The sequence below is a fragment of the Mesorhizobium sp. WSM4849 genome (genome assembly GCF_055811385.1).
Genome location: NZ_JBVVPW010000013.1, coordinates 21,923 through 34,892, shown reverse-complemented (window position 1 = coordinate 34,892; position 12,970 = coordinate 21,923). Strand labels below are relative to the sequence as shown.

17 protein-coding genes and 1 pseudogene are annotated in these 12,970 nt (G+C 62.8%); 3 read left to right on the top strand and 15 right to left on the bottom strand.

The annotated features are described in order from the left end of the window. Nucleotides 1–158 precede the first annotated feature (158 nt). The 9 genes from AC0L3L_RS16365 to AC0L3L_RS16325 form a co-directional block, all read right to left on the bottom strand. The gene (locus tag AC0L3L_RS16365; protein ID WP_473528589.1) at nucleotides 159–302 is read right to left on the bottom strand and encodes a hypothetical protein; all 144 of its coding nucleotides are present in this window, start codon (nucleotides 300–302) and stop codon (nucleotides 159–161) included. Between the two features lie 96 nt (nucleotides 303–398). Beyond that, the gene (locus AC0L3L_RS16360; RefSeq protein WP_473638327.1) at nucleotides 399–2,813 is read right to left on the bottom strand and encodes a heavy metal translocating P-type ATPase; all 2,415 of its coding nucleotides are present in this window, start codon (nucleotides 2,811–2,813) and stop codon (nucleotides 399–401) included. Nucleotides 2,814–2,864: 51 nt separating this feature from the next. After that, nucleotides 2,865–2,996, bottom strand: coding sequence for a hypothetical protein (locus AC0L3L_RS16355; RefSeq protein ID WP_473638326.1), 132 nt, complete (start codon nucleotides 2,994–2,996; stop codon nucleotides 2,865–2,867). Nucleotides 2,997–3,067: 71 nt separating this feature from the next. Then, a complete protein-coding gene (locus AC0L3L_RS16350; RefSeq protein ID WP_473638325.1) occupies nucleotides 3,068–3,736 on the bottom strand; it encodes a methyltransferase family protein in 669 nt (222 codons plus the stop codon). Between the two features lie 2 nt (nucleotides 3,737–3,738). Beyond that, nucleotides 3,739–4,092: a DUF2933 domain-containing protein gene (locus AC0L3L_RS16345; protein ID WP_374120348.1), complete on the bottom strand. Its 354-nt coding sequence runs from the start codon at nucleotides 4,090–4,092 to the stop codon at nucleotides 3,739–3,741. A 21-nt stretch (nucleotides 4,093–4,113) separates the two neighbouring features. Then, nucleotides 4,114–4,581, bottom strand: coding sequence for a hypothetical protein (locus AC0L3L_RS16340; protein WP_473638324.1), 468 nt, complete (start codon nucleotides 4,579–4,581; stop codon nucleotides 4,114–4,116). Nucleotides 4,582–4,591: 10 nt separating this feature from the next. Beyond that, nucleotides 4,592–4,870: a DUF5676 family membrane protein gene (locus AC0L3L_RS16335; RefSeq protein WP_473638323.1), complete on the bottom strand. Its 279-nt coding sequence runs from the start codon at nucleotides 4,868–4,870 to the stop codon at nucleotides 4,592–4,594. A gap of 11 nt (nucleotides 4,871–4,881) precedes the next feature. Further along, nucleotides 4,882–5,424, bottom strand: coding sequence for a CopM family metallochaperone (gene copM, locus AC0L3L_RS16330; protein WP_473638322.1), 543 nt, complete (start codon nucleotides 5,422–5,424; stop codon nucleotides 4,882–4,884). A gap of 165 nt (nucleotides 5,425–5,589) precedes the next feature. Next, nucleotides 5,590–5,985 carry a hypothetical protein gene (locus tag AC0L3L_RS16325; protein WP_473638321.1) on the bottom strand — a complete coding sequence of 132 codons (396 nt, stop codon included), beginning with the start codon at nucleotides 5,983–5,985 and terminating at the stop codon, nucleotides 5,590–5,592. Nucleotides 5,986–6,142: 157 nt separating this feature from the next. Here AC0L3L_RS16325 and AC0L3L_RS16320 point away from each other — a divergent pair, with 157 nt between their 5' ends. Beyond that, nucleotides 6,143–6,655, top strand: a complete 513-nt coding sequence (locus AC0L3L_RS16320) for an SRPBCC family protein (protein ID WP_473638320.1) — start codon at nucleotides 6,143–6,145, stop codon at nucleotides 6,653–6,655. 21 nt (nucleotides 6,656–6,676) lie between these two features. On the opposite strand, the gene AC0L3L_RS16315 is transcribed toward AC0L3L_RS16320, so the two are convergent. Further along, entirely contained in the window at nucleotides 6,677–6,988 is a 312-nt protein-coding gene (locus tag AC0L3L_RS16315) for an amino acid kinase family protein (RefSeq protein WP_473638319.1), read from the bottom strand. Nucleotides 6,989–7,153: 165 nt separating this feature from the next. On the opposite strand from AC0L3L_RS16315, the gene AC0L3L_RS16310 reads away from it, so the two are divergent. Together AC0L3L_RS16310 and AC0L3L_RS16305 are read left to right on the top strand one after the other, a co-directional pair. Beyond that, a complete protein-coding gene (locus AC0L3L_RS16310) occupies nucleotides 7,154–7,726 on the top strand; it encodes a hypothetical protein (protein WP_473528581.1) in 573 nt (190 codons plus the stop codon). Next, on the top strand, nucleotides 7,723–8,079 hold the full coding sequence (locus AC0L3L_RS16305; protein WP_473638318.1) for a hypothetical protein: 357 nt from the start codon (nucleotides 7,723–7,725) through the stop codon (nucleotides 8,077–8,079). The genes AC0L3L_RS16310 and AC0L3L_RS16305 overlap by 4 nt, the downstream gene beginning before the upstream one ends. 152 nt (nucleotides 8,080–8,231) lie before the next feature. Here the strand turns inward: AC0L3L_RS16305 and AC0L3L_RS16300 are convergent. From AC0L3L_RS16300 to AC0L3L_RS16280, 5 genes and pseudogenes are all read right to left on the bottom strand, one after another. Beyond that, nucleotides 8,232–8,818: pseudogene (locus AC0L3L_RS16300) on the bottom strand (NAD(P)H-dependent oxidoreductase). 32 nt (nucleotides 8,819–8,850) lie between these two features. After that, entirely contained in the window at nucleotides 8,851–9,237 is a 387-nt protein-coding gene (locus tag AC0L3L_RS16295; protein ID WP_473638317.1) for a hypothetical protein, read from the bottom strand. An 85-nt stretch (nucleotides 9,238–9,322) separates the two neighbouring features. Beyond that, complete coding sequence (locus AC0L3L_RS16290; RefSeq protein WP_473638316.1) at nucleotides 9,323–10,576, bottom strand: MgtC/SapB family protein; 1,254 nt, start codon at nucleotides 10,574–10,576, stop codon at nucleotides 9,323–9,325. A 13-nt stretch (nucleotides 10,577–10,589) separates the two neighbouring features. Next, nucleotides 10,590–11,039 (bottom strand): thioredoxin TrxC, encoded by a 450-nt coding sequence (gene trxC / locus AC0L3L_RS16285; RefSeq protein WP_473638479.1) that lies wholly within the window; start codon nucleotides 11,037–11,039, stop codon nucleotides 10,590–10,592. A 19-nt stretch (nucleotides 11,040–11,058) separates the two neighbouring features. Continuing rightward, nucleotides 11,059–12,912, bottom strand: a complete 1,854-nt coding sequence (locus tag AC0L3L_RS16280) for a heavy metal translocating P-type ATPase (protein ID WP_473638315.1) — start codon at nucleotides 12,910–12,912, stop codon at nucleotides 11,059–11,061. Nucleotides 12,913–12,970: the final 58 nt, after the last annotated feature.

The following is a 12,970-nucleotide window of genomic DNA, read 5'->3' as shown; positions in this document are numbered from 1 at the left end:
CAATGAACGCGAGGGCAGTTGGCGCACCACGGCCGCCGCGAAGCCGCCATTCGAGATCCGCCCGACATAAAGAACGAGCAGGCTCGGTGCCAGCGCCGAGGCCGCCAGAGTGACGGTAAAGCCGAGCAGACCGACGACAAGGACGGGCCTGCGCCCGATCAATCGGAACACTTCCCCCAGAGGAAAGCGGCGACCACCGGCGCGGCGATATAGGCGGCGCTCAAAAAGTCGATGTGCCATGCGTTGAATGCCGGGTCTGCGGAACCGGCAAGCCGCTCGACCATCATCGGCAGGACCGGCAAGGACAATTCCGTAGCCGAGCGCAACCACGAAGGCCGAGGCCAGAAGTACGCCAAGGCTCCATCGCTGCACGGTCAAGGGACCTTGCATCGATACGCTCATGCCGGCGCACCAGTCGGGTGCTCATGAACGGCGCCTGCGGTGGTCGATGCGGCAGGACGGATGCCCTCGAGCCTTGTTCGCTTGAGCAGAAGCGCGTTGACGGCCACAAGGGCCGAGCTGCCCGACATTGCCAGCGCCGCAATCTCGGGGCTCAGCAGGAACGGGTAGAACACGCCTGCCGCGATCGGGAAGGCGATGACATTGTACCCGACCGCCCACCACAGGTTCTGGTGCATCTTGCGCAGCGTGACGCGCGAGAGCGTCATCGCACCGACCACATCGTAGGGATCGCTCTTCATCAGCACGATGTCGGCGCTTTCGATGGCGACATCGGTGCCCGCACCGATGGCGAACCCGACATCGGCTTGCGTCAGGGCCGGCGCGTCGTTGACGCCGTCGCCGACCATGCCGACCTTCAGGCCCTGTCCCTGCAGTTCCTTGATCTTTTCAGCCTTCTGCCCCGGCAGCACGTCGGCCAGGACGATGTCGATGCCGAGCATGTCGGCGATGCGCTGGGCGGTGCCGGCATTGTCGCCCGTCAGCATGGCCACGCGCACGCCCTGCTCGTGCAGTTTGGCAATCGTTGCGATGGCCGTCGGGCGCGGCGTGTCGGCAATCGCGATGAGACCGAGCAGCTTGCCGGACCGTGCCACATGAATGACGGTGCGGCCTTCGCCCTTAAGCGTCTCGGCCCTCTCGCCGAGCGCCAGAAGATCGATCTTCTGCTCGTCCATGAGGCGCCGGTTGCCGAGGAAAACCGGACTGCCGCCGATGGCGGCGCTGGCGCCCTTGCCTTCGATGTTGAGGAAGCCAGAGACCTTAGGAAGCTTCAGGTCCTTGGCCCGCTCGACGATGGCGACGGCCAGCGGGTGATCCGACCCCTGGTCCACGGCGGCCGCGACCTGCAGAACCTCGTCGGGTGAACCGCCGGCAGCCGGGGCGATTTCGACGACCTTGGGCTGCCCCATGGTCAGCGTGCCGGTCTTGTCGAAGACGATCACGTTGAGCTTGGTCGCCTCCTCGAGAGCGGCGGCATTCTTGAACAGTATCCCGTTTGAAGCGCCAAGGCCGGTGCCGACCATGACGGCCATCGGCGTGGCGAGGCCAAGCGCATCGGGACAAGCGATGACGAAGACAGTGATGGTCAGGGTCATCGCGAACAGCAGGGGCTGGCCGAGCCACCAGAACCAGACGGCGAAGGTCGCAAGCCCGATGACGATCGCGGCGAGCACCAGCCATTGCGAGGCACGATCTGCGAGCAGCTGCGCCGGCGCCTTCGAATTCTGGGCTTCCTGGACCAGCTTGACGATCTGGGCCAGGGCCGTGTCGGCGCCCACCTTGGTGGAACGGTAGCGCAGCGTGCCGCTCTTGTTGATCGTCGCCCCGATGACCTTGTCGCCGACCTTCTTGGTAACCGGCATCGACTCGCCGGTCAGCATCGATTCATCGATCGTCGACCCGCCCTCGATCACCTCGCCATCGACGGGAAGCTTGTTGCCGGGGCGCAAGACCACGATCTCGCCGAGCACGACGTCCGCGGTCGCAACCTCGACCTCCTTGCCATCGCGCAAGACAGTGGCCTTGGGCGGGGCGAGGTCGAGCAAGGCCCTGATCGCGGCCGACGCCCCGGCGCGGGCGCGCATCTCCAGCCAGTGGCCGAGCAGGATGAACACAAGCAGCACGCTCGCGGCCTCGTAGAATTGCTGCCCCTCGAAGAAGAAGGTCGCGCCGACGCTGAACAGGTAGCCGGTGCCGACGCTCAGCACCACCAGCACAGCCATGTTGAGGACGCCGTTGCGCAAGGCCCGCCAGGCGGCGACCAGGAACGGCCAGACCGGATAGAGGATCGCGGCGCTGGCGAGGAAAAACATCGCGACGTCTTCGCTCAGCCCGAAAGGCGGGCGCAACCAGGGCTCGCCCAGACCCATCGGCTCCATGGCAAAGATCGGCAGCGTGAAAACCAGGCTGACAAGGAACCGGTTGCGCATGTCCTTGACCATGCCTTGCATGTCTATGCCGGCGCCGTGCCCCATCTCATGAGCCATGGCGTCGTGCGGCACCTTGACCGCAACCGTCCCCCGGTCCGCTGGACCCGATTGGATTATGGCGGCGTGACCATGTCCGGCGTGCCCGGAGGTTGCGTGCGGATGGCCCGGCGCAACCGTCATGCCGTCGGGAATGCACAGATGCCGCGGCACGACCTCGCCGCGGCAATGGAAGCCGCAGGCTTCGATTTCGTGGGCAAGGGTCTGCGGGCTCGTCTGCCGTTCGTCGAACTCGATGGTCGCCGTGGTCAACCCCGCGTTCATCGCGACACCGGCAACATCAGGCAAAGCCGCGAGACGTTTTTCGACCGCCGCGAAATCCATCATGCCGACTAGGTCGCGCACTTCCAGATTGATCTTTTTCATCGTCGCTCTCCATGCCGCATATCGTGGTGGCGACCGCACGCCAGCGGTGTCTCAGCTTCGGTAAGCGAAGGCCGACATCATGCCGCCTGACTGGTTGGTGAAGGCTGCTGCGAGCAAGCTCGACGGGAGCGCAAAAGCTGCGGCGCCTGCCACTGCGTCCTTCAGGATGTCTCGGCGTTTCATGATGGTTTCCTTCGGTCTCGAGATTTCGTTGTCTCGGTCAGAACACAAGATCAGACAACCCGACCTTGCCTTTAGGGCGCACGGCGCTCGCCGGCGGAACCGAACAGCCTGGCCACATTCGGAAAAAAGGCGGGCACGCGGACCGCATAGCGGTCGTAGGCATCGCCGAATTCCTTTCTCGCTTCACGCTCTTCGATAAAGGAAAGCCGCACATACATGCCAACCAGAACGGGGAACATCAGCACCGTCAGCAGCGTCGGCCACTGCACGAGGAAGCCCGCCATGACGAGAACGAAGCCGACATACTGCGGATGCCGGACGGAGGCATATGGGCCGCCGGTTGCGAGGCGATTGTGGCGCTGCGCTGCGTAAAGCACCCGCCACGCACTCGCGATCAGCACGAAGCCGCCGCCGATCAGGAAGAAGCTGAGAATGTGGAAGGGGCCGAAATGCGGATTGAGCCGCCAGCCGAACATCATCTCCAGGAGGTGACCGGCATCATGCGAGAGCCAGTCAACGCCGGGGAACCGTGACTGCAGCCAGCCTGAGAACATGTAAATCGTCAGGGGGAACCCGTACATCTCGGCAAACAGCGCCACCAGGAAGGCGCTGAATGCACCGAAGGAGCGCCAGTCACGGCCGGTTCGCGGCTTGAAGAAGCTGAAGGCGAACAGGATGAAGATCGCCGAGTTGATTATAGCCAGGCCCCAGAGGCCGTAGGCGGAAGATTGCTCGACCATGGTCATGCTCCTTTGTGGTGTGTGGGGCCGTCTTGCGCGCCCGGGTCGGTTTTCCTGTGCCCGGCCTGTCCCCGGTGCCCGACTTGCTTCTTGTGCCCAGCATGACTGCCGTGACCGCCATGGCCGCCATGCATGAACATGTGAAGTAGAGGGCAGGCGAGCAGCAGCAGAAAGGGAAGGGAACCGAACGTATGCGCCCGGTGCTCGGAGAGAAGAAAAAACGCGGCGATCAGCAGGAAGGCGATCGCGGCCAAACCGGTCTTCGAAGTCCAGAATCCGCCCGTTCCTGCCTCGGTCTCCTGTTCTGGTTCGGAGCCGGTCGGGGGATTGGACATGCGGTGTGCGGCGGGGTTCATGCGTTGGATTCCCTTTGATTGTTAGCGGTTGCTATTGCCGGCCACGGCGGTCGAGGCGCGGCTTTCGAAGCCGTAAAGCGCGAGGCTGAGGGCCCAGATCAGCGCGCAGGCAAACAGTGCCCACCTAAAATCGGAGCCGATCGTGAAGTTCACCACCGACATCAAGCCGATGGACGATGCCCCTCCGACCAGGGCGCCGGCCAACGCGACCGGGTGGCGCGTGCGGAACGCTGTAAGCGCCAGCGCAATCAGCAGAACGCCGGTGGCGAGGGCGTAGCCGCCGAGCACCCGGAACACCTGGGTGAGCCACATCGCAAGACGCGGACCAAAGTCTTCCAGCTCGGCGGCCGAGAGGTTCATATAGCGGACATCCTCGGGCAGCAGTGGCGGCCTGAGGGCGATGAAATACAGTCCGATCCCCGCGATGATCATTCCCGCCAGGACAAGCGTTGCGGACGACATCGTCCATGGGTTGACTGCGGCTTTCATGAGACCTGACCTAACGTCGCCCGGTGGCGACGACGTTGTAGATCGAGGCGTACACGACACCCGCCACGAGGCCGACGACGCCAAGGCCGACCACGCCGTAGAGAACGCGGCCAGGGCTCATCTGCGCCGCCAATCCGATCGGGCTGAAGTCGAGCCCATGCATGAAGGCGCCGAAGAAATCGAGCGTCGCGTCCGGCCAGATAGCGAAGGCCAGAGCACAGAGCATGCTCATCAGGGCCAACGTCACGCCCAGCGCGATGCCGACGGACAGAATGCTGAGTTTGTTCATGGGTTCCTCCATCACTTCACATGTTGCTTGAGCCATTCCTGCATTGCGGCGATCTCGGCCTGCTGAGCCGTGATGATCTGATTGGCCCAGACTGTGACCTGATCATCCTTGCCGAATTGCAGGACCGCACGGGCCATGTCGATCGCGCCCTGGCGGTGCGGAATCATTGCCTGGACGAAGGCGATATCGGGATCTTCGGCCTGGACGGCCTGCATCATCGGCCCGTCCATTCGCTTCATGGCATCCATGTAAGCCCTGGGGGCCTCCGGCATGTTGGCCGTGTCCATCGGCATGTTGTTCATCATGCCGCCCTGCATCATGCCGCCCTGGCCGCCTTGCATCATCTGCTGCATCATGGGCATCATCTTCTGCATCGTTGACATCATCGTCGTGCACTGTTCAGGCAGCTTGCCCGGCACCGCGTCAGCTGCCGGAGCCGTTGTCGTGGCTTGCGGTGCGTCGCCCTCGGGATGGTGCGGATCCGTCTGGGCAAATGCCGCGCCCGAAAGAGCTGTGAATGCGGCAAGCGTGATCATTCGAAGGTGGGTCTTCATGACTGTTTCCTTTCGTTGGTGTGAAGCCGAGGCGAACTCTGAGAATGGGTGCGCAAGGCACAGCCGGATCGCGAATACCGGTTTGACTACGCGGATCGTTCGCGCGTTATCGGCCTTGGCGTGCGCTGCTGGGTTCAACAGTCCCAAGGCCGCGACGGCGCGATATCAGGCGAAGGTCTGGGGAGGTTGCAGGAGGGCCTCGGGGTCGATGCCTGTTGCCAGAAGCGCCTTGCCCTCCATGAAGCGGGCGGTGCCGGACGGGCAATTGACGACCCCACATTCGCCGGTGGCGGAAATGCTTGCAGCACAACAGCCCGATGCGGCTGAGTACGCGCAGTCGGCGCCGTGCTCGCAACAGCCATCGTTGTGATCAGTTGCCGTGACATCGCCTGTCACCTGGCTGGAGCCGCCAATGGGGGGAACTGCAAACTCGGCAAGGGCGCCGATATCAGCGCCCATACCCGGACCCTGGCCGGCAAGACCAGCGCCCATGACGACGCTGCCCGCGATCAGAACGAGCATGGAAAGCAAGGCGCGAAGCTGGGTCAGTCCAATTTCCATCTTCCCAGTGTGGCATGGCTGCGCATCGCCGCTTTGACGCAAATCAAAGCCGCGGCTCCGGGGGAGCGCTTAGGTTGCCGGGTCTTATCCAGTACGGATCGGACGTTTTCCCAGGCCCCAAAACCGGGAATGAACCGGAGGTGAGGTGATACCAGCAATGCTGCGTTCCACCGAGACTACCGTCAGGATAGAAGCCGCGGCCGAAACCGTGTTCGTCTATCTCGATGATCACAGGCATCTCGGGACTCATATGAGCGCCTCGTCGTGGATGATGCTCGGCTCGAAAATGGACTACGACTTCGATGCACATGAAGCTCGTTTGGTCGGCTCAAAATTTGGATTCCATGGCAAGATACTTGGAATTGCACTGTCTGCGGAACAGGTGGTTACGATCCGGGTGCCGCCCAGATTGAAGGTCTGGGAAATCATCGGTGTCCCAAATCTCTGGGTGATCGGCCGCTACCGCATGGGTTTCGAGATCGTCCCCGAATCGAGCAGCTGCCGGCTTCGAGTGTTCATCGACTACGATCTGCCACAAACGGCGCCGGCCCGTTGGCTCGGCCTGATTTTTGCCGATGTCTACGCACGTTGGTGTACTGACCGGATGGCGAAAGACGCAGCAGCTTATTTCGAGAAGACAGGGGCGCAGACAGTCGCGTCGACCAGCTGATCGAGGCGGGCCTTGGCCGACTCATTGGCAAGAGCAGCCCGGCGCTGAGGATCGGTCATACCCGAGCGCTGGTTCAAACCATGTGCCGCGTTCACCTTTGGCAATTTCGACGGCGTCATCAAGCCTGCCGATAGCGGCAAGCTTGCCGGTTGCCTCAGTGAATTCGATTGCGGCGCTGACCTTTGGCCCCATGGAGCCAGCGGGAAAATCCCGGCCTGATATCTCTGTCGGGCTAACCCTCCGGAGCGCACGGGCGGTAGCGGTGCCATAATCGACATAGACTGCGTCGACGTCTGTCAGCATGAGCAGCATGTCGGCCTTGAACTTTTGCATCGCCCGCCGAATCGGCAATCGAGCGTCGCTAGGTCGACCCGCAGAAAGGGTGAAACGTCGCCTGCGGTGAGCAGTGTAACGCCCGTAAGTGGGAGATTTTGACATGGATCAACGCCGCAACATACGAGGTCGCTAATATATTGCCACGCATGAAAGGGGTCTGTCATGGAAATTACAACGCACGACCTCATGACGGTGCTGCATGGAATGGGGTTTGGAGCTCTGTTCATGCTGGCGTTCTCCGGCGCGCTGGTCGAACTCTATCGAATTTCTGCGCCTGGCGCGCCGTCGGCGATGAGCGCGGGAGGCCAAACACTGCTTGGTCTTTACCTCGTGGCGATGGTGATACTCGCGTGGCTCACTGTGTTCTCTGGCACCTACGTCATCTATCCTTGGTATCGAGCCGTTCCGCCGGAAGGCGTCACCGATCTCGCGGACTATCCGCGGCGATTGCTCCTGTCCAGCGGGAAGACATCCGAGTGGCATAACGTCGGCATGGAATGGAAAGAGCATGTAGGCTGGCTAGCACCGATCGCCATGACCATGGTGGCCTACGTCACCATGAAATACGGGCGAGCAATCATTCAACACCGGAACATGCGCATCTCCGTACTAAGTTTCGCCGTGGCTGCCTTTGTCGCCACGGGAATCGCCGGAGCGTTCGGTGCATTCCTGAACAAATACGCTCCGATACGGGGTGGCGATGTGATCATTCTGATGCAGGAGGAAGGGCCATGACTACGTCGCAAAATGCGGTCGAGTTTGGAAAGACCGTTGAGACGATCCCGAATGGCCCCGGAGCTGCGGCCATTCTGGCAGCGGGCATCGGTTGTGCTGCCATCGGCGTTCTAGCATTCGCGTCCGAGCTGTCGCCCGGACTGCGGGGTCTATTGAATTTCTACAATCCTGTAGGCCCGCTCTCCGGCAAGACGACCGTAACAATCATCGTTTGGCTCATTGCTTGGTACGGGCTGTCACGGATTTGGCAAAGGGAAATGGTGAACATGCGCGCCGTCAACGTCGCAGCGCTCATCTTGCTCGGGATAGGATTCCTACTAACCTTCCCGCCGTTCTGGTACCTTTTCGTGTAAAACTCCGGGTTCGCCGCCGAATCCATCACTGAGCTTACCCGTCACGCCGCGATCATCTTCGCTCCCGTCGGTGACTTGGTCCCGATCGCGTTGCGTGCTGTGCGCAAGGGCGGCAAAGTGCCGTCCTGGTGCCGTGATCGACTCCAACCGGACTATCTGGCCCGCTCACCGAGCTTGCGGATTTGTCCGAGCCATTTCGCCGTCGTCGCATCGCTGGCGCCCGCGACCATGCCGAACAAGGTTTCGCGCACCGGGCTGATGCCGGCAAAGCGCAGAATGCTCCGCCGCATGCCCGCAATGCCGTGGCTGAGGAACCAAAGCCGGTAAAAAATGGAGGGCATGCCCATCGTCACCACCATACGCGCGGAGCGGCCGCGAAGCAGTGTCTTGGGGAAGCCGCCATTGTCCGGGTAGGCAAAGGCCGTTCCCGGCCGCATGACCTGTTCCAGAAAAGCCTTGAGCAAGGCCGGCATGGTTCCGAGCCAAAGCGGAAAGACAAACACGATGTGCTCCGCCCAGACGATCGCTTCGGCGGCATCCTTGAGCTGTCGGGTATCGCGCCGCGTTCGAACTCCTGCATCGTACGCAGCATAGGAAAATCGAGCTCTGCCAGATCGATTTGCCGCACGACATGTCCCGCCTGTTTCGCGCCCTCGGCATAGGCTTGCGCCAGACCGCGGCAGAGGCGGTCCGGAGACGGGTCGGGATGGCCGACCACAACCAGGATACGTCGCGACATGAGTTACCCCTGAGCGGTATGGGCTCGAGTCGCTATGGCCGTTCGACCCGTGCCACCTGATAGGTGTGCATGGCGCCGTTGCGTTCAATTGACACGTATTCGCCGGTCACGAAGCGCTCGTCGCCGAGATGGAATCCGATTTCGTCGTCGCGGTCGCCTTCGGCATAATCGAAATACCACTGTCCGCCCGGCTTGCGACGCAGCCGGCCGATCAGATCTTGTTCACCGGTGCGGAAGCGGCGAACGCGGCATGCGGCCTTATGCTCCTTCCACTCGTCCGGGTCGATCCGACCGTCACCGTTCAATGGAGCGAGCACGTCATAGCCCTCCTCGCGGTCACCTTCCGGATGTCCCTTTTCACGGGCAAGCAGCAGCCGGACATGGCGAAATTTCGGGGTAAGATCCTTCAGATTGGTCATGGCGAACTCCTTTGACGGAGTTTCATAGCGCCGCGACCAGACTTGGCCTTGATCCGCATCAAAGGGCTGGGACGTCCTGGCGCTGTCAGACGTTCAGTGGCAGCAACATCGCGCCATAGCCGGCCACTGCGGCGACCAGAGTTGCCCCGGCCAGCGGCAACCAGTACCTGACCGGGCCGATAAATATCGCCAGCGACAGGCGACCGATCGCGTTTGCCGCCAGCGCCGCGAGCACCGCCTGACTTACGGTCTCGACAGGGATCGATTGCTTGACCAGGCGCAATGCGCTGAGCACCGAGACGTCGACATCGAACGTGCCTGCAAGAGCCGAGCTCGCCAGCAAACCGCGCCCGCCGAATTGAGCAGCCAATGCAGCACTCGCGGTGGCGACAACCGCAAAGAGCAGGGCAAACAGCAGCAGCGGGCCCAATTCGAATGGATTGCGTGCCAGCGCACCGCTCTTTTGATCCCGGCCGTCTCGGGCCAGCAAGAAGACACCGCACGCGGCAAAGGCGAGCGCTGCGGCAACTGCCGGAATGCCGACCGCTGCGAAGGCGCTTGGCTCGACGATCAGGACCACAGCCCAAACGCGCAGCACCGAGACCATCGCCGCCAGCGAAGCAGCGCCGGCGAGCGGCCGTGGATTGCTTGCGGATGCGGCGTTGCGGGCTAGCGCCATGGTCACGGCGGTGGACGAGACGATTGCACCAGTGAGCGAGCTGACGAGCAGACCGCGCGTGGTTCCCAGGACGCGAACGGCGACATAACCAGCGAACGATATCGACGCCATCAGCACCGTGAGGAACCAGACCTCCCACGGGTTGAAGCCGCCCCACGGGTCGATCGTCCGGTTTGGCAGCAAGGGTAGAACGATCGCCGTCATCACCGCCAGGATCAGGGCCGAACGGAGCTCGACCCAGGTCAGTCGCTTCAGAAGGCCGTGCAGAATCTCGCGACTCGCGAGGACCGCCGCGAGTGCTGCTCCTCCGGCAGAAGCGGCTCGATAGTCACCGGCGACCGAAAGCGCGCCGAGCGCGAACACGCCAAGGCCCGCGATGACGCTCGTAACGCTGAAATCCTCGTCATGCACCGCCTCGCGCGCCTTGTACCAGGCGAAGATTGCCGCAAAGGCGATAAAGCCACCGACCAGCACGGAGACTGCGTCGAGCGCATCGGCCAGCGCTGCGAGAATGCCGCCGAGCAGGCCGGATATGCCGAACGTTCGAATTCCGGCCGTCCGGCTGTGCTCGGGTTCGTCCCGCTCGCGCCAGCCGCGCTCCAGTCCGACGAGGAGGCCTATTGCCAGTGCCAGTCCGAGCCGTGCGATGAGCGAATCCATGGCGTGGCTGCTTTCAGGCTGCGGCCATCGGCAGGTTGTCGCGGACCCACCTGACGATTTGCCCCGCCGACATTGCGCCGGATGTGCGCGCAACCTCGCGTCCGCCATGGAAGAGGATCATGGTCGGGATGCTGCGAATGCCGAGCCTGGCTGCAATGGCCTGCTCATTGTCGGAATTGAGCTTGATCAGGCGAACATGCGGCTCCAGTTCGTTTGCTGCCGCTTGATATGCCGGCCCCATCATCTTGCAGGGACCGCACCACGGTGCCCAGATGTCGACGACAACGGGGAGGCTGCTTCGCTTGACCTGACGATCGAAGGTCTGTGCGTCGACGTCCTCGGGATGGCCCGAGAACAGCTTGATGCCGCACTTTCCGCATTTCGCGTCCCCGGCATTGCGTGCCGGCGGCAGGCGATTGACCCCGCCGCATTTGCCGCAAACCACCAGATTTTCCTGCGCCATGGTCATTTACCTGCTTCAACTATGCGCGCCCGACACGCCCATCGCCAAGAGTGCGTAAAGCGTTGAGGATCACCGCGACGTCTATGCCCTCCTGAAGCAGCGCTCCTGCTACAGGCGTGATTTGTCCCATGGCTGCGGCACCCATTGCCACGGCCGAGAGCGCCAGCCCCGCAGTGATGCTTTGCAAAGCGATCGCCCGCGTTCGTTGTGCAATCCGAACTGCATCGGCGACTGGCTGCAGCCTGTCGGTCAGCACGATGACGTCCGCTGCCTCCGAGGAGGCGGTAGCACCGCGTGCGCCCATGGCGATACCGACCGTTGCGGCCGCGAGGGCAGGGGCATCGTTGATGCCGTCGCCAACCATCATCGTAGGTGCCAGTGCTTTCTCGGCTTCGACCGCCGTGACTTTCTGGACGGGGACAGCGTCGGCCACGACCGCATCGAGGCTGAGCGAGGCCGAAATGCGCTTGGCCGCCAGGCCGTCATCGCCTGTGAGCATGACCATGCGCGCAATACCGGCCGAGCGCAGGTTGCTGAGGGCATCGCGAGCATCCACGCGCAGCGCGTCCCCGAAAGTGAATATGCCGGCAAGTCGCCCGTCGAGCGCCACAAACACCCTGAGTACCGGATCGTTCTGGTATCGCCTTTCGCCGCTTTTCGCCCAGCCGGGCAGCGGTTTGTCGGCGAGCACCAGAGCCCGCGATCCCGCCGCGATCGACATGTTGCCGACCCGGCCCTTCAGGCCCGCGCCGCGATACTCGCGGACATTGCACGGATGCGACAGCATCAGCTTTCTGCCGCGCGCCGCCCGGATGATGGAATCGGCGACCACATGGTGCGAGGCTTGTTCCAAGGATGCCAACAGCTGCAGTAGATGGTCGGCATCACGGCCGGGCGCAGCTTCGATCTCGATGAGCTCGGCACCACCGATGGTCAAGGTCCCGGTCTTGTCGAAGACCGCGGTTCGGACTTGCGCAAGAGCCTCCAGAGCCACGCTGCCTTTCATCAAGATACCGGCACGCGCGGCGCGCGATACGCCTCCGATGAAGGCGACGGGGGCAGCGAGGATGAGCGGACAAGGTGTCGCGACCACCAGTACGGCGAGCGCTCTGATTGGATCGCCAGAGATGTACCAGGCGGTCCCGGAGACCAGCAAAGTGGCCGGCAGCAGGAACAGGGCAAAGCGGTCGGCCATGCGGATGAACGGTGATTTCGCGGTCTGTGCTGCAGCGACCATGCGCACGATTGTCGCATAGGTGCTCTGTTGTGCGAGTGCCGATGCCCGCATGCTGAAAGCCTCACCGGCGTTGAGGGTACCGCTGCGCAGCGTGTCGCCTGCGCTTCGCCGTTCGGGCAGCGGTTCTCCGGTAACCGCGGACTCGTCAAGGGAGGCCGAGGCATCAATCAGGATGCCATCGACCGGGAGCAGTTCGCCGGCCCGTACTAAAAGCTCGTCACCGACAGCAACGTCTTCGACGCAGATGGTCTCTGTTCCCACCGTTGACGTCCGATGGGCGATACGCGGTGACCGGTCGGTCAATGCCTTGAGGTTCCGCTCCGCTCGGCCACGGGCAAAATCCTCAAGTACCGTGCCGCCGGCATACATGATCGCGACCACCACTGCCGCCAGGGATTGACCGAGCAGCAGTGCTGCGGACATTGACACCAACGCAATCGCATCAACGCCGAAGCGGCCGATCCAGAAATCGCGCAAAATCGAAAAGGCGAGAGCCACCACCACGGGCAGGGTCGCAATCGTCCAGATCGCGTCGGCCTCAAGGGGTCCGAGCCCGGCTCGCCAGACGCCGATCCCAGCGGCGAGACCCAGGATGGCAACGGCCAGCAATGCGCGTCGCAGGGCGGACTCGTTCATGCGATGCTTTCCGATTTTGATCGTTGCTTGCCAAGTTCGCAGGCGCTAGGGGCGCGTC

Bases quoted from the DNA above. Each gene is read 5' to 3' on its own strand.
- AC0L3L_RS16340 (WP_473638324.1), bottom strand. From the start codon at position 4,581: ATGAAAGCCGCAGTCAACCCATGGACGATGTCGTCCGCAACGCTTGTC.
- AC0L3L_RS16290 (WP_473638316.1), bottom strand. From the start codon at position 10,576: ATGGATTCGCTCATCGCACGGCTCGGACTGGCACTGGCAATAGGCCTC.
- AC0L3L_RS16295 (WP_473638317.1), bottom strand. From the start codon at position 9,237: ATGACCAATCTGAAGGATCTTACCCCGAAATTTCGCCATGTCCGGCTG.
- AC0L3L_RS16305 (WP_473638318.1), top strand. From the start codon at position 7,723: ATGACTACGTCGCAAAATGCGGTCGAGTTTGGAAAGACCGTTGAGACG.
- AC0L3L_RS16310 (WP_473528581.1), top strand. From the start codon at position 7,154: ATGGAAATTACAACGCACGACCTCATGACGGTGCTGCATGGAATGGGG.
- AC0L3L_RS16350 (WP_473638325.1), bottom strand. From the start codon at position 3,736: ATGGTCGAGCAATCTTCCGCCTACGGCCTCTGGGGCCTGGCTATAATC.
- trxC (WP_473638479.1), bottom strand. From the start codon at position 11,039: ATGGCGCAGGAAAATCTGGTGGTTTGCGGCAAATGCGGCGGGGTCAAT.
- AC0L3L_RS16355 (WP_473638326.1), bottom strand. From the start codon at position 2,996: ATGAAACGCCGAGACATCCTGAAGGACGCAGTGGCAGGCGCCGCAGCT.
- AC0L3L_RS16345 (WP_374120348.1), bottom strand. From the start codon at position 4,092: ATGAACCCCGCCGCACACCGCATGTCCAATCCCCCGACCGGCTCCGAA.
- AC0L3L_RS16325 (WP_473638321.1), bottom strand. From the start codon at position 5,985: ATGGAAATTGGACTGACCCAGCTTCGCGCCTTGCTTTCCATGCTCGTT.
- copM (WP_473638322.1), bottom strand. From the start codon at position 5,424: ATGAAGACCCACCTTCGAATGATCACGCTTGCCGCATTCACAGCTCTT.
- AC0L3L_RS16280 (WP_473638315.1), bottom strand. From the start codon at position 12,912: ATGAACGAGTCCGCCCTGCGACGCGCATTGCTGGCCGTTGCCATCCTG.
- AC0L3L_RS16335 (WP_473638323.1), bottom strand. From the start codon at position 4,870: ATGAACAAACTCAGCATTCTGTCCGTCGGCATCGCGCTGGGCGTGACG.
- AC0L3L_RS16360 (WP_473638327.1), bottom strand. From the start codon at position 2,813: ATGAAAAAGATCAATCTGGAAGTGCGCGACCTAGTCGGCATGATGGAT.
- AC0L3L_RS16320 (WP_473638320.1), top strand. From the start codon at position 6,143: ATGCTGCGTTCCACCGAGACTACCGTCAGGATAGAAGCCGCGGCCGAA.
- AC0L3L_RS16315 (WP_473638319.1), bottom strand. From the start codon at position 6,988: ATGCAAAAGTTCAAGGCCGACATGCTGCTCATGCTGACAGACGTCGAC.